Origin of the sequence: Micromonospora sp. BQ11 (genome assembly GCF_052068135.1) — a bacterium.
Classification (GTDB): Bacteria; Actinomycetota; Actinomycetes; order Mycobacteriales; family Micromonosporaceae; genus Micromonospora.
This window is the reverse complement of sequence record NZ_JBQHDB010000001.1, coordinates 375,381-396,494: the sequence shown is the minus strand read 5'-3', so window position 1 is coordinate 396,494 and position 21,114 is coordinate 375,381. Positions and strand designations below refer to the sequence as shown.

19 protein-coding genes are annotated in these 21,114 nt (G+C 72.3%); 5 read left to right on the top strand and 14 right to left on the bottom strand.

All coding sequences use genetic code 11. The annotated features are described in order from the left end of the window. Positions 1-4 precede the first annotated feature (4 nt). Entirely contained in the window at positions 5-694 is a 690-nt protein-coding gene (gene mtrA, locus ACTMSW_RS01940) for an MtrAB system response regulator MtrA (protein ID WP_441178664.1), read from the bottom strand. A gap of 369 nt (positions 695-1,063) precedes the next feature. On the opposite strand from mtrA, the gene ACTMSW_RS01935 reads away from it, so the two are divergent. Genes ACTMSW_RS01935 through ACTMSW_RS01925 form a run of 3 tightly spaced genes read left to right on the top strand, consistent with a single transcriptional unit; the run spans position 1,064 to position 2,534 of the window. Next, complete coding sequence (locus tag ACTMSW_RS01935; RefSeq protein ID WP_441178663.1) at positions 1,064-1,510, top strand: hypothetical protein; 447 nt, start codon at positions 1,064-1,066, stop codon at positions 1,508-1,510. Continuing rightward, positions 1,507-2,379, top strand: a complete 873-nt coding sequence (locus tag ACTMSW_RS01930; protein ID WP_441178662.1) for a tetratricopeptide repeat protein — start codon at positions 1,507-1,509, stop codon at positions 2,377-2,379. Before ACTMSW_RS01935 ends, ACTMSW_RS01930 begins: the two co-directional genes overlap by 4 nt. Continuing rightward, on the top strand, positions 2,376-2,534 hold the full coding sequence (locus tag ACTMSW_RS01925) for a hypothetical protein (RefSeq protein ID WP_441178661.1): 159 nt from the start codon (positions 2,376-2,378) through the stop codon (positions 2,532-2,534). Before ACTMSW_RS01930 ends, ACTMSW_RS01925 begins: the two co-directional genes overlap by 4 nt. A 105-nt stretch (positions 2,535-2,639) precedes the next feature. Here ACTMSW_RS01925 and ahcY read toward each other — a convergent pair whose 3' ends face one another. From ahcY to nfi, 8 genes are all read right to left on the bottom strand, one after another. After that, positions 2,640-4,136, bottom strand: coding sequence for an adenosylhomocysteinase (gene ahcY / locus ACTMSW_RS01920; protein WP_441178660.1), 1,497 nt, complete (start codon positions 4,134-4,136; stop codon positions 2,640-2,642). Between the two features lie 301 nt (positions 4,137-4,437). Further along, positions 4,438-5,601, bottom strand: coding sequence for a mannose-6-phosphate isomerase, class I (gene manA, locus ACTMSW_RS01915; protein WP_441178659.1), 1,164 nt, complete (start codon positions 5,599-5,601; stop codon positions 4,438-4,440). 3 nt (positions 5,602-5,604) lie between these two features. Continuing rightward, complete coding sequence (locus ACTMSW_RS01910) at positions 5,605-6,600, bottom strand: cation diffusion facilitator family transporter (RefSeq protein WP_441178658.1); 996 nt, start codon at positions 6,598-6,600, stop codon at positions 5,605-5,607. Further along, positions 6,597-7,793 (bottom strand): SIS domain-containing protein, encoded by a 1,197-nt coding sequence (locus tag ACTMSW_RS01905; RefSeq protein WP_441178657.1) that lies wholly within the window; start codon positions 7,791-7,793, stop codon positions 6,597-6,599. The genes ACTMSW_RS01910 and ACTMSW_RS01905 overlap by 4 nt, the downstream gene beginning before the upstream one ends. Continuing rightward, the gene (locus ACTMSW_RS01900) at positions 7,790-7,975 is read right to left on the bottom strand and encodes a Trm112 family protein (protein WP_396719656.1); all 186 of its coding nucleotides are present in this window, start codon (positions 7,973-7,975) and stop codon (positions 7,790-7,792) included. The genes ACTMSW_RS01905 and ACTMSW_RS01900 overlap by 4 nt, the downstream gene beginning before the upstream one ends. A gap of 62 nt (positions 7,976-8,037) precedes the next feature. Beyond that, entirely contained in the window at positions 8,038-9,423 is a 1,386-nt protein-coding gene (locus ACTMSW_RS01895; RefSeq protein ID WP_441178656.1) for a phosphomannomutase/phosphoglucomutase, read from the bottom strand. A 69-nt stretch (positions 9,424-9,492) separates the two neighbouring features. Then, positions 9,493-10,698, bottom strand: coding sequence for a hypothetical protein (locus tag ACTMSW_RS01890; protein ID WP_441179041.1), 1,206 nt, complete (start codon positions 10,696-10,698; stop codon positions 9,493-9,495). 178 nt (positions 10,699-10,876) lie between these two features. Continuing rightward, entirely contained in the window at positions 10,877-11,584 is a 708-nt protein-coding gene (gene nfi, locus ACTMSW_RS01885) for a deoxyribonuclease V (RefSeq protein WP_441178655.1), read from the bottom strand. A 139-nt stretch (positions 11,585-11,723) separates the two neighbouring features. Here nfi and ACTMSW_RS01880 point away from each other — a divergent pair, with 139 nt between their 5' ends. Continuing rightward, positions 11,724-12,365, top strand: a complete 642-nt coding sequence (locus ACTMSW_RS01880; protein ID WP_441178654.1) for an HD domain-containing protein — start codon at positions 11,724-11,726, stop codon at positions 12,363-12,365. 197 nt (positions 12,366-12,562) lie between these two features. Here the strand turns inward: ACTMSW_RS01880 and ACTMSW_RS01875 are convergent, their stop codons facing one another. From ACTMSW_RS01875 to ACTMSW_RS01860, 4 genes are read right to left on the bottom strand one after another with little or no spacing between them, the layout of a single operon-like run. Beyond that, entirely contained in the window at positions 12,563-13,009 is a 447-nt protein-coding gene (locus ACTMSW_RS01875; RefSeq protein ID WP_441178653.1) for a hypothetical protein, read from the bottom strand. Then, positions 13,002-17,399, bottom strand: a complete 4,398-nt coding sequence (locus tag ACTMSW_RS01870) for a toxin glutamine deamidase domain-containing protein (RefSeq protein ID WP_441178652.1) — start codon at positions 17,397-17,399, stop codon at positions 13,002-13,004. Before ACTMSW_RS01870 ends, ACTMSW_RS01875 begins: the two co-directional genes overlap by 8 nt. A gap of 18 nt (positions 17,400-17,417) precedes the next feature. After that, positions 17,418-17,756, bottom strand: a complete 339-nt coding sequence (locus tag ACTMSW_RS01865; protein ID WP_441178651.1) for a hypothetical protein — start codon at positions 17,754-17,756, stop codon at positions 17,418-17,420. Next, positions 17,756-18,175 (bottom strand): YbaB/EbfC family nucleoid-associated protein, encoded by a 420-nt coding sequence (locus ACTMSW_RS01860; RefSeq protein WP_441178650.1) that lies wholly within the window; start codon positions 18,173-18,175, stop codon positions 17,756-17,758. Before ACTMSW_RS01860 ends, ACTMSW_RS01865 begins: the two co-directional genes overlap by 1 nt. Before the next feature lie 74 nt (positions 18,176-18,249). Here ACTMSW_RS01860 and ACTMSW_RS01855 point away from each other — a divergent pair, with 74 nt between their 5' ends. Beyond that, positions 18,250-19,482, top strand: coding sequence for an SUKH-3 domain-containing protein (locus ACTMSW_RS01855; protein WP_441178649.1), 1,233 nt, complete (start codon positions 18,250-18,252; stop codon positions 19,480-19,482). Positions 19,483-19,563: 81 nt separating this feature from the next. Here ACTMSW_RS01855 and ACTMSW_RS01850 read toward each other — a convergent pair whose 3' ends face one another. Further along, a complete protein-coding gene (locus ACTMSW_RS01850) occupies positions 19,564-21,003 on the bottom strand; it encodes an aldehyde dehydrogenase family protein (RefSeq protein WP_441178648.1) in 1,440 nt (479 codons plus the stop codon). Positions 21,004-21,114 lie beyond the last annotated feature (111 nt).

Genomic DNA, 21,114 nt, shown 5'->3' with positions numbered 1-21,114 from the left:
CAGGCTATCCGGTACCCGCCTTGTAGCCCACGCCCCGCACGGTCAGGATGATTTCCGGCCGCTCGGGATCCGGCTCGATCTTGGCGCGGAGCCGCTGCACGTGCACGTTGACCAGGCGGGTGTCGGCGGCGTGCCGGTAGCCCCAGACCTGCTCGAGCAGCACCTCCCGGGTGAAGACCTGGCGCGGCTTGCGGGCGAGCGCGACCAGCAGGTCGAACTCCAGCGGCGTCAGCTTCACCTCCTCGCCGTTACGGCTGACCGTGTGCGCCGGCACGTCGATGCTGATCTGGTTGTCGGGCGGCCCGATGGTCAACATCTCGGGCGCGACGTCCTCGCCCCGGCGCAACCGGGCCCGCATCCGGGCCACCAGCTCCTTGGGCTTGAACGGCTTGACCACGTAGTCGTCGGCGCCCGACTCGAGCCCGAGGACCACGTCGACGGTGTCGCTCTTGGCGGTCAGCATGACGATCGGCACGCCGGACTCGGCCCGGATGGACCGCGCCACGTCGATGCCGCTCATGCCGGGCAGCATGAGGTCGAGCAGGACGATGTCCGGCCGGTTCTCACGGAACGCGGCCAGGGCCCGTTCCCCGTCGGCGACGAACGAGGGCAGGAAGCCCTCGCTGCGCAGGACGATGCCGAGCATCTCGGCGAGCGCGGGGTCGTCGTCGACCACCAGTACCCGGGCTCTCATGGGGTTAATTTTCCATCCCCGTTCCGTTGGCGTGGGATCGGCGTCACCCGGCACGGTACTGCCGTTGGCCGCCGTCGCACAGCAGGCGGCGTCCGGGACATCTCCGGCCGGCGTACGGTCCGCCCGATCGGGACCGCACGTCACCATGATCCCCGGGTGCGGCGTTGCGCGCCACCGCCGCCCGGCCACACCCGCCGGCCCACCGGCGCCGCGCGGCCGCCCCGACCTCCCGCCGGTACGCCCCGAGGTCGCCCCGCGGCGCTGACCGTCCGCCTCCGGTGCGGAGGGGTCGTCCCGGCGGATCCCCACGACATCACCCCGCTGTGGCAGGATCCGGCACGCCCCCACCCCCGCCCGACAGGACCGCGCGTGGCCGACGACCTCTTCACCCCCACCATCGCCCCGCCGCCGTACCGGCCCGCCCGCCCGCCGTGGCGGGTCCCGTCCCTGCTATACCCGGCGGTCTTCGGTGGCCCCACCGCGGTCACCGTGCTGGGCGTGCTCAACGGTCGACGCCTGGGCCTGCCCCGGTCGGCGCTGCTGACCGTGCTCGCCGCCGGGCTGGCCGGCCTGCTCGCGCGGGTGGGTGTCAGCCTCGCGTTCTTCGACGCGGACAACCAGCGCCCCGCCCGGCTGATCGGCGCACTCGCGGGCGGTCTGGTCTGGGCGGCCGTCGCCGCCGTGCAGAAGAGGCCGTTCCGCGCGTACGAGCTGCGCGGCGGGGAACCGGCGTCGCTGTGGGTGCCCGGCATCGCCGCCGTGCTGGCGTGCGGCCTCGCCGAGGCGGTCCTGATCGGGGCGCTGATGGCGGCATGAGCACCGGTCACGATCAGCTCGGCCGCGTCGCCCACCTCCTCGAGGTGAACCGACCCGAGCAGGCCCTGGAGGAGTTGGGCCGCCTCCCCGCCGGGCTGTCCACCGACGTCGCCGCGTTCCGGCTGCGGGCCGCCGCGCTGACCGACCTGGACCGGTGGGACGACGTCGTCGCCGTCACGCGGCAGGGCCTGGCCGAGGCCGGCCCGGACGCGGAACTGCTCGGCCGGCTGGGCCTGGCGCTGCGGCACCGGGGGGCGTACGCCGACGCCGAACGGGCGCTGCTCGACGCGCTCGCCCGCGCCCCGCACAGCCCCTGGCTGCTCTGCCAGTACGCCGACCTCTGCACCACCGTCGGTCAGACCGACAAGGCCGAACGCCTCGTCGCCCGCGCGGCGGCGCTCGTCCCGGACCTTCCCTCGGTCTTCGCCTCGCGCTTCCAGCTCGCGTACGCCCGGGGGGACGACCGGACGGCGGAGCGGGTCGCGGAGGAGTTCCTCGCGGCGTGGCCGACGCACCCGGTGGCCCTGGCGCTGCACGGTCACGCCGCCGCCCTGCGCGGCCGGATGGGCAGCGCCGAGCGCTCCTTCGGCCAGGCGGTGGCGTACGACCCGACCGACCCCGCCTACGCCGAGGCCGCCTGGGAGTCCCGGGTGCACGCCCATCCGCTGCTGGTGCCGCTGCGTCCGCTCCACCGGTTCGGCGTGCTCCGCACCTGGCTCGTCGCGGTCGCGGTCATCGTCGCGCTCAACGTGGCCGGTCTGGACCTGCTCGCCGGCCTGGTCGGCTTGTCCTGGTTCCTGTTCTGCGTGTGGTCGTGGATCGCCCCGCCGCTGGTCCGCCGGCTCGTACGTCGCCGGTGGCGACCGTGAGGGCGTTCGGGCCGTGGCTGGCCGTCCTCGCAGTGGTGCTGCTGCTCAGCGCGCTGCGGCTGCGGACGCTCGCCGCGGCGGTGTCCCTCGCCTGGCTCGCCTGGTGCGTCTGGACCTGGATCCGGCCGACCCGGCGGGGACCCGGCTCCCCCTGACCGTGTCCCGCTGGCGGCAGCGTCCGACGAAACCCACCGCCACCACCGCGGACGACACCGGGCCGCCGCTGTCACCAGCGGCGGCCCGGTTCGCGTCGTACGGGATCAGTAGCGGTAGTGCTCCGGCTTGAACGGACCCTCCACGGCGACGCCGAGGTAGGCGGCCTGCTCCTTGGTCAGCTCGGTCAGCTTGGCGCCGAGGGCGTCCAGGTGCAGGCGGGCGACCTTCTCGTCCAGAGCCTTGGGCAGCACGTACACGCCGACCGGGTACTCGTCGGTCTTGGTGTACAGCTCGATCTGGGCGATCGTCTGGTTGGCGAAGGAGTTCGACATCACGAAGCTCGGGTGGCCGGTGGCGTTGCCCAGGTTCAGCAGGCGGCCCTCGCTCAGCACGATGATCGCGTGGCCGTCGTCGAACTTCCACAGGTCCACCTGCGGCTTGATGTTCTCCCGCGTCACGTCGGCGCGCTTGGCCAGGCCGGCCATGTCGATCTCGTTGTCGAAGTGGCCGATGTTGCCCACGATGGCCTGGTGCTTCATCCGCGCCATGTGCTCGTTGGTGATGACGTCGAAGCAGCCGGTCGCGGTGATGAAGATGTCGGCGGTCTCGACCACGTCCTCCAGGGTGGCGACCTGGTAGCCGTCCATCGCCGCCTGGAGCGCGCAGATCGGGTCGACCTCGGTCACCACGACCCGGGCGCCCTGACCGCGCAGCGACTCCGCGCAGCCCTTGCCCACGTCGCCGTAGCCGAGCACGACGGCCATCTTGCCGCCGATCAGCACGTCGGTAGCCCGGTTGATGCCGTCGATCAACGAGTGGCGGCAGCCGTACTTGTTGTCGAACTTGCTCTTCGTCACCGAGTCGTTGACGTTGATCGCCGGGAACAGCAGGGTGCCGCCGCGGTGCATCTCGTAGAGCCGGTGCACGCCGGTGGTGGTCTCCTCGGTCACGCCCTTGATGGTCGAGGCGATCCGCGTCCAGCGCTGGCCGTCCTCGGCCAGCGAGCGGTGCAGCACACCCAGGATGACCGCGTACTCCTCGGAGTCGGCGGACTCCACCGGCGGCACGACACCGGACTTCTCGAACTCGACACCCTTGTGCACGAGCAGGGTGGCGTCACCGCCGTCGTCGAGGATCATGTTCGGGCCCTGCCCGTCGGGCCAGTCGAGCACCCGCTCGGTGCACCACCAGTACTCCTCGAGGCTCTCGCCCTTCCACGCGTACACCGGCACACCGGCCGGGGCGTCGGCGGTGCCGTCAGGGCCGACGACGACCGCGGCGGCGGCGTGGTCCTGGGTGGAGAAGATGTTGCAGGACGCCCACCGCACCTGCGCGCCCAGCGCGACCAGGGTCTCGATCAGCACGGCGGTCTGGATGGTCATGTGCAGCGAACCGGTGACCCGCGCACCGGCGAGGGGCTGAGCGTCGGCGAACTCACGACGGATCGCCATCAGGCCGGGCATCTCGTGCTCGGCGAGCCGGATCTCCTTGCGGCCGAACTCGGCGAGCGACAGATCTGCCACCTTGTAGTCGCCCTCGGCGAGGGTGCTCGGCCGGACCTCGGGCGTACCGCTGGCGGACGCCGGGAGGGTGCTGGTCATGGAAGCTCCTGTCGGACGATGTGCAGCGCGACCCTCTACCTTACGCTCGCGCGCCGACGGACGGGTGTCCGGTACGTGGACAGCGCACGGGGCGGTCGGTGGTGGACGGAGTTTCCGTCCATCGGCCGCCGCCCCGTGCATCCCCCCGGTTTGGTTCCCCCGCGCGCTCTCGAGACCGTCGTCGCGACAACGCTGCGCACTCATAGAGTCACACTGCGTTGAAGCCGCGTCAAGCCATTTCCGGAAAGTCGGACTTGCGCGCGTCAGTACCCGCTCGCGCCCCCGAAGGCGCCGCTGTCGGTCAGGAAGAACCGCAGGTGGCGACGTACGCCTCACCGGCGCCGGCGAAGCGCAGCGGCCCCCCGGCGGCAGCGCCGACCGCGGCCTGCCCGGGCGCCAGCGACACCGCGCCAGCCCCGTCGTCGACGATGACCGCGCCGGTGCAGCACAGCACCACCCGGGGCCCCGGCGGCGACAGTGTCACCTCGGGCAGCTCGCTGCCCACCGTCACCCGGTGCAACGCGAAGTCGTCCACCGGCACCGGCCAGCAGACCACCCCCGGCGCCACCGGGCGGGGCCGCACCACCGGGTCGTGGAGCACCTCGAAGCGCAGCACCCGCAGCAGCTCGTCCACGTCGATCCGCTTCGGGGTCAACCCGCCGCGCAGCACGTTGTCGCTGGCCGCCATGATCTCCACGCCGGTCCCGCGCAGGTAGGCGTGCAGGTTCCCGGCGGGCATCCAGATCGCCTCGCCCCGCACCAGGCGTACCCGGTTGAGCAGCAACGCCACCAGCACGCCCGGGTCGGCGGGGTAGGCGGCCGCCAGCTGCGCGGCCAGCGCGGCGTCCGGACCGGCGACCGGCGCGGACGCCACGGCCTTCACCAGCCCGTCCCGCTCCTCGGCGGGCCAGGTCAGCAGCGCGCGTACGGCGTCACGCAGGCCCGCCGTACCCGTCCGCAGCGCGGCCACCACCGGCTCCAACGCCGGTACGCCGAACGCGGCGAGCACCGCCGCCGCCTCCTCCGGGGTCCGGAAACCGCAGAGCGCCTCCATCGGCGACAGCGCAACGAGCAGTTCCGGCTTGTGGTGCGGGTCGACGTAGTTGCGTTCGGCATGCGGCCGGTCCGCGTCCGCGGCGTGCCCGGCGCGGGCCTGCTCCGGATCCGGATGGGCCTGGAGACTCAGCGGCGCGTCCGCGGCGAGCACCTTGAGCAGGAACGGCAGCCGGATACCGAAACGGCCGACCACCTGCTCGCCGAGCCAGTGCCCCGGCTCGGCGAGCAGCAGGTCCGTCAGCGCCACCCGGCCGCCGTCGCGGTCGACCGTGGCCGGGGCGCCCGGGTGGGCGCCCAGCCACAGCTCGGCCTCCGGCTCGTCACTCGGCACCGGGCGGCCCTGCAACTCGGCGATGGCCGAGCGGGACCCCCAGGCGTAGTTCCGAACCGGTCCGTACAGCGGTTCCACGAATCAGCTCCCGTGCCGCCCCGCCACCTCGCCCGGCTCGGACTCCGGCACCGCGGTGGTCGTGGCGGTGCCGGTGCGCTCGGCGGCGGCGCTGTAGATGTCCGGCTCCAGGTAGATGACCCGGGCCGCGGGCACGGCGGCCCGGATCCGGGCCTCGACGGCGTTGATGCCCCGGGCCAGCTCCTCGGCGCTCTCACACGCCGGCACGCCGATCTTCGCCGCCACCATCAGCTCCTCGGGACCGAGGTAGAGCGTCTTCATGTGGATGATCCGCTCGACCTGCGGGCCGTCCGTGACGGCCTTCTCGATCGCCGCCACGTCGTGCGCCTCGGCGCCCTCACCCAGCAGCAGGCTCTTGGTCTCGATGGCGAGGATGATCGCGATGACGACCAGCAGGACACCGATCATGGCCGTGCCGAACGCGTCCCACCGAGAGTTGTCGGTCAGCAACGTCATGCTCACGCCTAGCAGCGCGAAGATCAAGCCGAGCAGCGCGCCCAGGTCCTCCAGCAGCACGACCGGAAGCTCCGGCGCCTTGGCCCGACGGACGAACTTCACCCAGGACTGGTTGCCCCGTACACGGTTCGACTCCACGATCGCGGTGCGAAACGAGAGGGACTCCAGCACGATCGCGACCACCAGCACGACGACCGGGACCCACTGCCACTTGTCCGGCGTCTCCGGGTGGGACCACTTGTGGTATGCCTCATAGAGGGCGAACAGGCCACCAACGCTGAACAGCACGATGGCCACGATGAACGCGTAGATGTAGCGCTCCCGGCCATAGCCGAACGGGTGCTGGGGGGTGGCCTCCCGCTTCGCCCGCTTCCCGCCCAGCAGCAGCAGCGCCTGATTGCTGGCGTCGGCGACCGAGTGGATCGACTCGGCCAGCATCGACGAGAGACCCGTCAGCAGGAACGCGATGAACTTGGTGATCGCGATGCCGACGTTGGCCAGCAGGGCGGCGATGATCGCCTTGGTCCCGCCGTTAGCACTCACTGGTTTGCCAGCTCCTTCATTTCCGTGATGGCCGGAACGGCCATCGGGTCCAGACCGTGTGCGAGGGCCAGGTAGACCGACGCGAAGTCCGGGACGGCGATCAGCGAGGCGAGCCGCTCCAGCGCGGAACCGCCCTCGGCGGTCACCACGTCGCAGCGCACCCCCCGCCGCTCGGCCAGGGTCTGCACCGCGTCCGCGCGACGTTCCTCGACGGCCAGCGGCTCGTCGCTGTCGTCCTCGGCGTTCAGACCGCCGTCGCGCAGCAGCACCAGCCGCAGCCGGGTGCCGCTCGGGGCCTCCTCGTCGGGGTCGGCGAAGATGTCCCGCTCCCCCTCGACCAGGCCACCGAAGACGCCGTCGAGCAGACCGACACGACCCCGGCCGGCCTCGCCGAGCGCACCGGAGACCACCGGGTAGCGGGCGTTTGCCGACAGGGTGTCGCCGAAGCGCCGGGCCGCGACGGTGGCCAGCGGGGACGATCCCCAGACGATCGGGACCGATCCGGCCAGGCCGAGCGCGAGCGACTTCGCCGGGTTGACGAAGGACTCCGCCGTCGGGCGGCAGCGGTCGGCTTCCGCGTCGAGACGCGCCGCCGTCTCCGCCAGATCCGCCTCGTTGACCTTCACGAGGCCGAGCGTACGGGCGGCGAGCAGAACCGGCACGGTGAGCGCCCACAGGCTGGCCCGGGCCGGTGCCCGCCGGGGCACCGGGATGAACGGCGCGCGGGCCCGCTCGGCCACCGACTGCAACTGGGAATCCGGTGCGCCGACGGCGACCAGCCGGGCGCCCCGGCGGTGCGCGGCCTCGGCGGCGCCCAGCGCCTCCGGGCTACGACCGGAGGCGCTGACGGCGATGACCACGTCGGCGGCACCCACCCAGCCGGGAACGCCGGCGCTGCGGTGCGGGATGACCGGCACCGGGCAGCGCGGACCGGCCACCGTGGCCAGCACGTCACCGGTCCGGCCGGCGGTGCCGATGCCGGCGATGACGACCGCACGGGGCCGGCCCTCGTCGGCCAGCACCGCCAGGTTCGCCTCGGCGGCCAGGGACGCCGACTCGCGGACCTGCGCGCCGCCCGAGGCGGTGTGGCGCAGCATCCCGCCCGGGTCGTGCTCGGCGAGCGCGTCCGGGTTGTTGAGCAGGGCCTCGTCGGGGTCGCGGCGACCGCTCACACCGGCCGTACCGTCGATCACGACCGCTCCGCCCGGCCCGGACGCGCCTCGTCCAGGAGCAGCACCGGGACGTCGTCACGCACCTCGAAGACCCGGCCGCACTCGGTGCAGGTCAGCGTCTGCGCCTGTGCGTCGTAGTCCAGCGGGGCATGGTGCGTGTCCGGGCAGGCGAGGATCTCCAGCAACTGCGGGTCCAGGGCCACGGCGCGGCTCCTTCCACGTGTGCGGTGTCACCGGTCGGCGGTGCCGACCGGGCGCAGGGATCTTATCGGCGAACGCGGCCGATCACCTCGTCGCGGAGGGAGATCATCCGTGCTCGGGTCGGCGCCTCGACGTTGAGTCGCAGCAACGGCTCCGTGTTGGAGGCGCGGAGGTTGAGCCACGCGCCGTCCGGGAAACGCAGCGTGAGTCCGTCCATCTCGTCGACCTCCGCGTCCGGGTACGCCGCCCGCACCTCGGCCACCTTCGCGGCCTGGTCGGCCACCGTGGAGTTGATCTCGCCGGAGGCGACGTACCGCTCGTACTCGCCGGCCAGCACCGACAGCGGCAGCGACTGCTCGCCCAGCGCGGCCAGGGTGTGCATGGCGGCGAGCATCCCGGTGTCGGCGAACCAGAAGTCCCGGAAGTAGTAGTGCGCGGAGTGCTCGCCCCCGAAGATGGCGTTGGTCCGGGCCATCTCGGCCTTGATGAAGGAGTGCCCGACGCGGGCCACCACCGGGTTGCCGCCCTGCTCCCGGATGATCTCCGGCACCGCGCGGGACGTGATCAGGCCGTGGATCACCGTGGAGCCCGGGTGCTTCGCCAGCTCGCGGGCCGCCACCAGGGCGGTGATCGCCGACGGTGACACCGGCTCGCCGCGCTCGTCCACTACGAAGCACCGGTCGGCGTCGCCGTCGAAGGCGAGCCCGATGTCGGCACCGTGCTCCACCACCGCACGCTGGAGGTCGACCAGGTTCTTCGGGTCCAGCGGGTTGGCCTCGTGGTTGGGGAAGGTGCCGTCCAGCTCGAAGTAGAGCGGCACGATCTGCAGCGGCAGCGCCGGCAGGGCGGCGTCACCCAGCACCGTCGGCACGGTCCAACCACCCATGCCGTTGCCGGCGTCGACCACCACCTTCAGCGGCCGGATGCCGGAGAGGTCGACCAGCTTGCGCAGGTAACCCGCGTAGTCGGCGCGCAGGTCGCGCTGCTCGGCCGGGGCGGCCGGCTTCCCGGCCGCCTTGATCTCTCCCGAGTCCAGCAGTGCCTGGGCCCGGTCACGGATCTCGGCCAGCCCGCTGTCCTGCCCGACCGGACGCGCGCCGGAGCGGCACATCTTGATGCCGTTGTACTGCGCCGGGTTGTGGCTGGCGGTGAACATCGCGCCGGGCAGCCCGAGCGACCCGGAGGCGTAGTAGAGCATGTCGGTCGAGGCCAGGCCCAGCTCGATGACCGTACGGCCCTCGCCCCGGACACCGGCGGCGAAGGCCGCGGCGAGCCCGGGGCCGCTGGCGCGCATGTCGTGCGCGATCAGCACCGCCTCGCCCGGCTCACCGGAGTCGTTCAGCACCTGCGTGAACGCGACCCCGAGCGCCTCGGCCACCCGCTCGTCCCACTGGTCCGGCACCGTCCCACGGACGTCGTAGGCCTTCACGATCTGGGACAGATCAGACACCGGTCTCGCTCCTTGCGCCGCAGGTCGTCAACGCCCCGAGCGTATCGGAGGGGGACCGGGGTGCCCGGCTCAGCCGGGCAGCCTGGGCATGAACACCGTGTGGTCGCCGTCGCCGGTCGAGGCCGGCGGCTCCGACGGGGACGGTCCCGCACCCGGGTCGGCCGGCGGCTGGTCGGTGGCCGGCGGGGACGAGACCGGGGCGCCGTACTGCCCCGGCACCGGCGGTCGGCCCGAGGCGGGCGGAGCGGACACGGGCGTTCCGTACCGGCCGGGTACGGGTGGCGCCGAGGTGGGCGCGGCCGGCGGGGTGCCGTAGGTGGTGGGCGACGGCGTGCCGGCACCGGGGCGGGGCATCACCTGCGTGGCTTCGGCCGGGGCGGCCGGGCGGGCACCGTAGACGCCGCCGGTGGGGCGGGCCCCGTAGACCCCCGGCTGGGCGGGCGGCTGCTGCTGCCCGTACACCCCGGGCTGGACCGGGCCGGCCGGTCCTCGCCCCGCGCCGAAGGTGCCGCCGGACCTGCGGCCCTTGGTCTGCGCCCGGTCCTCCCGGAAGCGACGCACGAGCAGCACGATGAGGACGAGCCCGACCGCGACCATGGCCAGGCCGAAGAACAGGATCGGGGACGGGCCCGACGACTCCTGGGCTACGTTCCGGGTGGCATCGCCGGCCGGCTGGGCGAGCGCGGCCACCGGCGTGTCCTCGTCGACGGTCACCGGCACGGTGGCGACCGCGCTCGGGGTGGGGGACGGCTTCTTCGACGGCGTCGGGGTGGCGGTGGCGTCCGCACCCTCCACCCGCGAGGTGTCGTTGCCCCGGCCGAGCAGCTGCCCGCGGGCGCCGGCGGCCTCGCCGGCGACGATCAGCCGGCCGCCGGGAGCGGACGCCGCGAAGGCCAGCCGGTACCGCACCGTAACGCTCTTGTCCTTGCACAGGCGGGGGTCCGACGGCGCGGTGGCCGCCGTGGCGACGCCGCCGCCGGTGTCGGACAGCGGCACCGGGGACCACCGGCCGCCGTCGTTGACCTGCACCGTGACCTGATCGGCGCGGAGGCCGTCGAGCCGCAGCGACAGGGCGGTACGCAGCAGCACGCACCCGTCGCTGCGCTTACGGACCTCCAGCGCCACGCCCTCGGGGGAACCGCCGGCGGTGTAGCTGCCGGCGGCGCGCACCCGGACGGAATCGTCGTCGGCGAGTGCCGGCGACGCGCCGAGGGTGACCGAGCCAGCCACCAACGCGCAGATCGCCGCAAGTCGCGCCGCGTGCCGCCGTAACATGATCACCTCGCCGTTTCCTCCCCGGTCCGGGGATCCGCCGGTCAGGCTACTACCGGTGCCTCGTAGGCCCTGGTCATCGAACGCCCCGGATGTGCCCTGGATTACCCCGGCCGGGCGCCCACCACGCGTGGGCCGACGCGCCTGGTCTGCGTCGTGCGACACGGCGGCGCGCCGGCGTTCAGGGCCGTGGCGCGGCGGCGGCCAGCGCGTCCCGGCAGAGCCGGTCGGCGGTACGGGTGGTCTCCGGCAGCCGGAAGCGCGGCGTCAGCGCCAGCACCCGTGCCGTCGCGTTGTCCAGGCTCACGCGGTGGCCGACGCTGACGAAGACCGGCTTCACCCCGTCCCGGGTCCGCAGCACCCGACCGACGACCTGACCGCCGTCCGACAGCGGTGTCCACGCACCCCGCTGCTCCCCCGGTGGTGTCCACTCGCCCACCAGCGGCGCCTTGCCCACCCCGATGGCCGGCAGGCCGGTGACCACGCCCAGGTGACAGGCCAGCCCGAACCGGCGCGGATGGGCCAGTCCGTGGCCGTCGCAGACCAGCAGCTCCGGCCGGACCCGCAGCCGCTCCAACGCGTCGAGCAGCGCCGGCAGCTCCCGGAAGGCGAACAGGCCCGGGACGTACCCGAACGCCGGCCGACCCCCCGCGACCGCCGAATCCACCACCGCGAGGGTCCGGGCGTCGAGGACGGTCACGGCCGCCGCCAGCCGGTCACCCTCCTCGGCGTACGCGACGTCCAAGCCGGCGACCGTCGCCGGCGCCTCCGGTCCCGGCCCCACCAGGTCGACCAGCGGTCGCAGCCGGTCCTGCACGGCGAGCGCCTCCGCGACGGTGCCCGGAACGACCAGCCGCGGTGCATCGCCCCGCACGTCCGGCTCCCTCACGGGGCGATCGTACGGCGCTCAGGAGCCTGGCCCGGCCTCCGGCGGAAGCCGCCGTCGGAGCTCGCCGTCAGGTCAGCCGTACCGTCGACCCGCACCGATACGGTGCTGGCACGCGATGGGATTCCGACAGGAGGAAGCTGTGGTCGTCCGACTGCCACACCGGTCACCGACCGTCGACGCCCCGGCGTGGATTCCGACCGGCGACCAGATCCACGACCTGCACAAGCAGTGGGCTCCCCACGCGGACGCCTTCGACCTCGTCCACACCCACTGCCAGATCGTGTGGAGGATCGCGGAGCAGCTCCTCGCCGGGCGGGACCACACCCTCGACGTCGACCTGGTGCGGGCCGGCTGCCTCCTGCACGACATCGGTGTCTACCGCCTGTACGACGCGTCCGGAGTCCTGGACCACGGGAGCTACATCAGGCACGGCGTCCTGGGTCACGAACTCCTGCGCGAGGTGGGCGTCCCTGAACGCGTACGCCGGTTCTGCTCCCACCACACGGGGGTGGGATTGAGCCGAGAGGACGTGCTGCGGCAGGGACTTCCGATACCGGTCGACGACTACCTGGCCGAGACGGAGGAGGAACGCCTGGTCATGTACGCCGACAAGTTCCACAGCAAGTCGAGTCCGCCTAGGTTCGTGACGGCCGCCTCGTACCGGTCCGGTGTGGGCCGGTTCGGCGCGGACAAGGTCGTGCTCTTCGACGCGATGGTGGAGCAGTTCGGCGAGCCGGACCTCGCATCGTTGGCAAGCGAGTACGGCCACCCATTGGTATGAGGACCCGGCGCGGAGGCCTCCGGCAGATTGCCTCCACACCCGCAGGAGACGAAGTCGCGGTCCTGGACTGCGCTCACTTGCTTCTCAACCAGGGCATCGACGAAGCGCGAAACGCGCAGCGATGGCCGCGGCCCAACTGGCGGTAAGGCCGTTTCTCGACAACCACCATCCGTCGTAGCGTCCTTCCTGGGCACTGCTCACTGGCCGCGTTCAGCGAGGTTCGGATCCGCCGCAGGGTCACCATCCTGCTCGAGCATCTCCTCGAACATTGCGAAGGTTCTGCGTTGGATTCCCGCGATCAGAGCCACCTCCGTCGGTGTGGGCCGGCGCCGCTCGCGGGCCTGGGTCTCCCTGATTGCTCGGACTGTCTCATACAGCGCGTACACGGGGCCCTCGCCACGGAGGTAGTAGCCACGATCATGCTCCGTCAACTGTATGAATTCGTCCACGGTCAGCTCCTCGGTTTCGTCGCCGCCACCTAGGAGTAATTTGTCGATGAGGTCGTTGGCCGCGACCCAGCCGCCCGTGTCCTTCGAGAGACGGAAGGCGACGACGCCGCTGTCCATCGTCTCGACCAGTTTGACCGGCGACTCGTAGTAGCTGAAGAAGGCAGGGAGAACCAGATCGGCAGAAATGTCATTCATGTCGTTGCTCCACTCCACTATCGTCCAGCGCCTGCTGATAGGCCTCCCGCCCGCGACGGGTCAAGGCGTTACGCAAAGCGCGCTCGCCAGAGCTCAGAGGGCGATCTTGGCCTCCGGCCAACGAGTCGAGGTCACGCCGAACCTGGTACAGAGCGTGCTCCCACCTGGCTACCTCCTCCACGCCCGCCAGGTGGAGGCGAAGTTCACCGATGTGCCCGTTGGCCAGTTCCAGGTTGAGGAGCACGTCCCGATAGCCACTCTTCTGGGGCTTGAGAAAGCGGTCCTTGATGCCTACAACGACAACATCGCGTTCCCCGTCCAACTCCAGCAAGGCACGGTAGACATCATCCATTCGGAGGAACTCAACCTTCGCCGCCGCTAGATCCTTGAGCCTGGAGGCGTCGTCGTCGTACTCGAGAAGCTTGTCTCCCACCCGGTCGCGGTCCTTGGGCTTGACCCGCCAGCCTGGCTTGCCGCGTTCACCGGCGAGCTTGCGGGCGATGTGATTCAACTGCTGCTGAGCCTCAACGGCAGCCACATAGAGCGTACGGACGTACTCTGAGCGGTAGAGATCATCATGACGCCGGGACGTATCAAAGCCTGCCTGAACGGGTGATCGTCCGAATACCGCCAGCCGCTCGCTGATCTCCCGCTGCCAGTCCGCGAGGAGTACGGGACGCGCCCCTGGGACAACTTCTTGCGCTACCGCGTCCACACCCCGCCGCTCGATTTCATCGAGAACCTCGCCGAGGACAGCTACCGCCCGCCCCTGCTCCGCAAGGTGCTCAAAAGTCACAGGCCTTGCTGTCAACGACTCAAGAAGTTCCGGAGTCCTCAGCATCACCCGAACGAGATCGGGCCTTCCCACCGACGCCCAGATCAATGTCGAAGCCAGCCCCGGCTCACCCGGAAGCCGTTCCTGCCAGCACCTGTCGAGCATCCGCTGCACCTGCGGCTCCCGAAAGAACCGAACAAGTTGTTGGGCATCTGCTTCGTTCAGGGACGGTGCCAGCGTCCGGACCGTCGAGGGCTTCAACTGCGCCGCCCATTCAATGGGGCCACCCCCGGCTGCCAATGCTTCATCGAGGCTTGCCCTGGCCATCAGGACATCCCTGGTCTGATGGCCGCTCCTCCCATGCGAGAGCGACCGTCCAGCGGGATCCGGACGGCTCTCAGGAAGTCCCGAGGGCCCGGCATCTGATACGTGTGGCGTTGGCTCGGCGGAGCCCGGACCGGCCAGCAGGTGCATCCGGTTCAGGTACGGCTCGCCGTACCCCTGGTGCTCCCGCGCCGGGGGATACTCCGGCAGGTTTGGTCGCTGGCTGAACAACCCACGCCGCAATCCCGCCAGCGGCATCGGCCGGGCGTCGGGCCCCAGGATCAGGACGTCGGCGTCGATGGCGTTCCGTGCGTGGGGGTGACCACGGTGGCCGCCCAGCGGCTTGTCGGAAATCTCCCCCGACTGCGGGTCGAGGTAGAGCACGGTGCCGTTCTGGTTCAGGGCGACCCAGATGTGTGAGCCGCCGCCCTCCCACTGGTTGATGACGAACGCGAAGCTCCCGTGCCCGCCGATGACCAACTGGTCGTGCAGGTTCCGGTATCCGGCGTCCAGCGCGTGCTTGGGGTGGACCCGCGTCCTCCCCTCGCCGGGCGCGCACAGGCGTTGGAAACGTCCGCCGGTGACGTCCTCGATCCGGGCCGGTCCGTTCGCCTCCCCGTCGAGGGGGCGCGTCACGTTGCCGTTCTCGTACGCGTCGAAGGTGCGCGGAGCCGCCACCCGTGGCCGGCCGTGCACCCACGTGTCGAAGAGCGACAGCGTGCAGTCGAGGCAGTTGATGCCCCGGGTCGGATCGGCCTGCGGCCCACCGTCGTTCATGAGCCGGAACCAGCCGCCCCGGCGGGGATCGGCGGTACGTACGACGCCGCCGTCCGGGTGCCGTGGCATCTGCCGCTCCACGTCGGTCTGGTGCAGCGCCAACGGCGGGCGCAGGCCGCCACGGACCCCGTACCGGCGGGAGTGGTCGATCGGCGGCGGGTCGTCGTCACCGGTCAGGGCGGAGCGGTTCCCCGTGTCGACCGCCCCGAGGGTGAGGTCGCCGACATCGTCGTTGATCGACCGAAAGTCCTCTTTCCCCACCTCGACGACGACAGGGGTGACGGTGCCGCTGAGCACCGCTTCTGCTTCGTCGAAGTGCTTGCCGTACTGCTGGGTCGCCTCGTCGGCGGCCTCCTGCCAGGCGTGCGAAGCCCTGACGAGTCCCGCCCGGCGCAGGCGCAACGCCTGTGCCGCGAACTCGTGCGCACGCCGGTAGTGCTCGTCAGCCAGGGCCCTCAGCCGGGCGACCTCCCGGAACCGGCGCTTCTCCTCGTGTCGCTCCCGCTGGGACTCGTAGTAGCCCCGGTAGCGGCGCCGTTCGAAGGCGTCCCGGTCGGCGGCCCACTGCGCGGCGTACCACTCGGGGGTGCGCGGCCGGAGGGCGTCGGCCCCGCCGCGTCCTGACGCCGGCGTGATCCCGACCCCGCTGCTCCCGCTGACAGCATCCGCGGGCGGGGGCGGGGGCGGAGGCGGAGGCGGGAGCGGGGGCGGAGGCGGAGGCGGAGGCGCGGGTGCGGCCAGGCCTGTCCGCGGCGTGACCGCCTCGGTCGGGTGGCGCGGCGCGGCGGTGCCGAGGGTGTCCGTCGGCGTGGTCGCGGACGTCGTCGGCACCGGCGGCGAGGGCGCCGCCGTCACGGTCGGTCCGGCCGTCGCCGGGAACGCCGTCGGTCCGGCCGTCGGGTTGATCGGGTACGCGGTGGAGCCGCTCGTCGGTGGGCCGCTCGTCGTCACGGTGGGACCGGCGGCGCTCGACAGTCCGTCGACCGTCGGCGGAGCGGGCGCGGTGACCGGGCCGTTCGGCGTCGGCGCCACGGGTGCGGCGGAGGTGAGGGTCGGGTTGTCCGACGGACGGTACGGCGAGGTGACGTTCGCATCGGCGACAACCACACCCTGCGACGACGTGGTCGACGGCGTGTCGACCGACGCCAGGACGGCAGTGTGCGCATCGGGCGGCGCAGCTGGACCCGGCTGCTGCGGGACCAGGGGCGTCGCGTCCGGGCCGACGGCCGTGTCCCCGCCGCGCACGCCGGCACCCACCGGATCGACGGCCGAGGGCTGGGGCGTGTTGGTGCTCCCGGCTTGGACGGTGCGCGGGTCCCCGACGAGCGGGGGCTCGGGCAGACGGGACGCGGGAGCAACGTCGGGCCCGGGCGGCACGGTCGAGCGGATGCCGCCGTCCAGCGCAGGACCGGCTCCGACCACTCCGCCGCCCTGCGCCGACAGCTCGGGAGATGGAGCGACGCGGAGGTCGGCCGGTGTCGTGGGCAGACCGGCCAGGGCACTCATCCGGCCGTCGAGCCGGGCCTGCAACGCCGCGTCGGCCTGCGTCGTGGCAGAACCCCGGACGCCGGAGGCGGCGGCGCGCGCGGCGTCCTCCAGCGACGTCGGTCCCTGCCCGATGGCGAGGCTCGCGGCCTGCTCGGCGAGCACCTCGCCGGTCATCTCCCGGCCGACGTGCTCCCCGATCCGGGCACCCCGGCCGGTGGCGTGCCGTCCCAGGCCGGCGAGCGGTGCGACGGCACCACCGGCCAGGCCACCGACGGCCGAGGTGCCGAGTTCCGTGAGGTCCAGGCCGTGCCGGCGGCCGGTCGAGTTCTGGTACGCCTGCGTCGCGAGGCTGACCCCCGCCTCCTCGCCCGCCTCGTAGAGCCCACCGGCCGCGGCGCGCCGGGCCAGCCCGCGCATCCCGCCCTTCGTGACCTCCTTGGCCGCCCGCTCGCCGGCTTCCTTGAGCCCCTGCTTGAGGGCCTTCCGTGCAAGCTGCGCCATGAGCCGCTTGAAGATCTGCTGCACGATCGCCCGGGTGGCGGCGATCGCCGCCGCAGCGGCCGGTGAGGCGGCACCGGCGGTGAGCACCGTCGCCACGGCGAGCCCGAGCAGCTCGACCACCAGGATGCCCAGCTCGATCCAGACCTCGAGCTTCGCGCCCTCGATGTCGCAGCCGCACTCCTCGACCAGGCGACCGAGGTCGGTGCTGATCGCCAGCAGCACCGGCAGCGGCGCGTCGTCGCCCTCGGCGACCCGATGCCAGGCCTCGTCGAACGCCGTGGCGACCGCGCCGACACCGCCGTAGCCACTCCTGACCTCGGTCGCGGCGGTGACCGCGTCGGTCTGTGGACCGGCCAGGGCGGCGGCCACCCCGTACCACTGGTCCGCCAGGTCCCAGACCGCACGCTCGTTGCCGTCCGGCCACTCGACCCCGACCACCCAGTCGAGGGCTTCGTAGATCCAGCCGGGCAGCTCCCAGGGCGAGAAGTCGAGCGGGTGTGGGATCGGACTGGGCAGCACGGTCATCCCGGACTCCTCCGCCGATCAGGGCTCGGAACGCCGGTCGGCCACCTGGCCGAGGCGACCGGCGCTGGCGGCGTCGGTCTGCACGTTCGCCTCGACCGAGCGGACGACGTCCGCGCCCAGTCCGGTCAGGTGCCGTCCCACGCCCTCCCAGGCCCGGAGCACGACCTCCTCGAAGCCGCGATACCGCTGCTCGAAGGTCGCGCCGATGTCGTCCCTCCCCCAGGGCCGCTGGACGCTGGCCGCCGCGATGGCGCCGCCCTCCCGATGCCGGGCCACCACGAAGGCCTCACCCGCCGCCGAGAGGTCGGCACCGGCGCGTCGGGCGCGCTCGGGATCGAGCCACAGTAGACCGTCCATCACTCCCCCCGCCGCAGCGCCGCGTCGGCCCGACCGAGCAGGGAGGCGAAGTCCCCGGTACGCAGGAACTCCACCGGCCCGGACCCGCCCGGCAGGTAGGTGGCCACCAGTTGCCGGGTCTCCTCCGCCGCCGTGGCACCGGCCCGCTGCACCGTCTCGGTGATCGCGCGGCTCAGCCCCTTGGCGTCCCGCTCCTGGTAGGCCGCGGGGCTCACCTCGACCTGAATCACCTCTCCCCGCGCCCCGACGACGGCCGTCACCCGCCCGTCGGGTGACCGCTCGGTCACACGCAGCTCGGTCAACCGTGTCTGCAGCTCGTCCAGTCCGGACCGTAACCGCTGGTACTGCCCGTACACGTCGTCGAACCGCGCCCGCAGCGCACGGTTGGCGTCCCGGTCCACGTTCTCGGCCAACGTCACCCTCCCCGGTCACCGTCGGTAGGGCGAACCATACCGGGCGCCACAATCCCTTGGGGTCCGGTAGTTTCAGCCTCGTGATCGACCGCCAGCAGGCCGAGCAGCTCGCCGCCGTGTGGGCCCGCCGGGATTCACAGCGTCTGGGTTACGAGTGCCGCCCGTCGGTCGACGAGTTCGACCTGGGCTTCGCCATCACGTCCTCCGTGTCGCCCGATGTCCGGACGGTCCCCGGCGACCTGCCGACCACTGTGGTCGACAAGCGAACCGGCGAGGTGAGCACCTGGCCCCGGGTGTCGGTCGAGCAGGTCGAACGCATGTACCGCCGGAGCCGCCCGGAGGGTCCGACCGCGCCTCGCACGGTCGACGCCACCAGCCAACTGCTCCGCGAGATCCGCCGGCTCCCCACGCCGACCACGGCCGCCCACCTCAGCGTGGACGGCCGGTTGTACCGCGCGCAGGGCGCCAAGGGCGACATCGAGGTCAACCACCATCCGCTGGTCCGCCGGTACCTCGACAACCTGCCACCGGGCCACCTCGTCCGCGGCGGGGACCGCCACGCCGAACTGATCGTCGTCTCGGACGTCCTGCACGAGTACGACCATCGCCGTGCCGCCGAAGGCATCGAATCGATGGGCATGGCCGACGCGACAGCCCTGTTCCGGGCCGCTCGCTTCGAGATCTTCCGGGTCCGCGAAACGGGCGACCCGCACGGCGGCCCGTCCGACCAGCCCTGCGACTCGTGCGTCAACGCCCTCGTGCAGTTCAACGTCCTGCCGTGGTCCGACCGCGCCTACACCGAGCCGTGGTTCCCAGAGCCGCAGCCGGACCCGGACCCGGGCCGATTCCCACCGGACGTCGCCAACTCGCTCGTCGCCGCCGGGTGGCAGCCGCACTTCGGGGACGAGGTCCTGGCCACCGCAGGAGTACGAGACGTCACGGCCGTGCCGGGCCAGACCCATCAACACTCTGTCTTTCCCGCCGTCATGACGACTCTCACGGCCTTTCCGAGCCTGGTGGGCGGGCGTCTCGGGCCGGGTGAGGAGGTATGGATCTCCCGATTCGACATCCGCCCGCACACGATCGCGCACACCGCCGACACGCTGGCCGACTTCGGCGCGGTGCTCGGCGTACGGCTCTTTCCCATCGGGACCGAGCGGCAGGACAGCATCATCGCCGTGGACGAGCAGGGCCGGATCTTCGCGCTGGACCAGGCCGGTGAGTGGTTCCTCGGTGCGGACATCGACGCGGCCCTCACCAACCTGCTGCTGGGCCGCGCACCGGCCCGGGTTCGCGACGACGGGACCTGGTGACGCGCCGCATGCCGGTGCCCCCGTTAACAAGGGGCCCTTCCTATGCACCAGGCGTTAAAAGGGTGCCCTTCCTTAATCCCGCTACAGCTCGACGCCGGTGAGGACGAGCACCCGGACGTCGGTGTAGTCGTCCATCGCGCTGCGCAGGCCCTCTCGCCCGACGCCGCTGCCCTTGAACCCGCCGTACGGCATCTGGTCGGCCCGGTACGACGGCACGTCCCCGACGATCACGCCGCCCACCTCCAAGGCCCGGTGCGCCGCGAACGCCACGTCCGTCCGGTGCGTGAAGACGCCCGCCTGCAACCCGTACGCCGAGTCGTTGACCGCCGCGAACGCGGCCTGGTCGTTCTCGACGCGGGCGACGACCAGCACCGGCCCGAAGACCTCCTCGGCGCAGACCTTGGCGTCGGCGGGAACTCCGGTGAGGACGGTGGGCGGGTACGTGGCACCCTCGCGCCGGCCACCCACCTCGATGGTCGCGCCGGCGGTGACGGCCTCGTCGACCCACGCCTCGACCCGTTCGGCGGCGGCCTCGGACACCAGCGGTCCCACGTCGGTCAGCTCGGAGGACGGATCGCCCGTCCGCAGCTCCTGGACGGCGGCGACCAGCCGGGGCAGGAACGCGTCGTAGAGCCATTCGTGCACGTAGACCCGCTGCACCGCGATGCAGGACTGCCCGGCCTGGTAGTTGGAGAAGGTCGCGATGCGGTGGGCGGCGAAGGTGAGGTCGGAGTCGGTGTTCCAGTCCTCGCAGATGACCGCCGCCGCGTTGCCGCCCAGTTCCAGTGTCACGTGCTTGTCCGGGACGGAGCGGCGGATGGCCGCGCCGACCGGCCCGGAGCCGGTGAACGACACCACCGGCAGCCGCGGGTCGGCGACGAGGTCGGCGGCGCGCTCGTTCGGCAGCGGCAGCACCGAGAACATGCCCACCGGCAGGTCGGTCTCGGCGAGCAGTTCACCGAGCAGCAGCGCGGACAGCGGGGTCGCCGGGGCCGGCTTGACGATGATGGGCGCGCCGACGGCGATGGCGGGGGCGACCTTGTGGGCGACCAGGTTGAGCGGGAAGTTGAACGGCGAGATCCCCAGGACCGGCCCCTTCGGCACCCGGCGGACCAGCGCGATCCGCCCGGTGGCCGCCGGGTCGGTGTCGAGGCGTTGCAGCTCGCCGGAGAAGCGCCGCGCCTCCTCGGCCGCCCAGCGGAAGGTCGAGACGGCCCGGCCGACCTCGGCGCGCGCCCACTTGACCGGCTTGCCGTTCTCGGCGGTGATCAGTGCCGCGACCTCGTCGGCCCGCTCGGCGAGGCGCCGGGAGACGTGGTCCAGGGCCGCCGCCCGGGCGTGCGCGGGCAGGGCCGCGGCCTCCGCGGCCACTCCGGCGGCTGCCGCGACGGCCGCTTCGACCTGCTCGGCGCTGGCGAGGGTGGTACGACCGACAGCGCGCCCGTCGTACGGGTGGTGGACGGTCAGCTCTCCCTCGCCCTGAACGGGACGGGAGGCGACGAAGAACGGTACGGGCTCCACGTCGAGCAGCGTAGACGACGGAAGAGTCGACGGAAACAGTCGCCGCAGCCCTTGTCTGCCGCGAATTCAGTAGCGAAGATGGCATACACATTGCGAGAACCGCCGCAGACC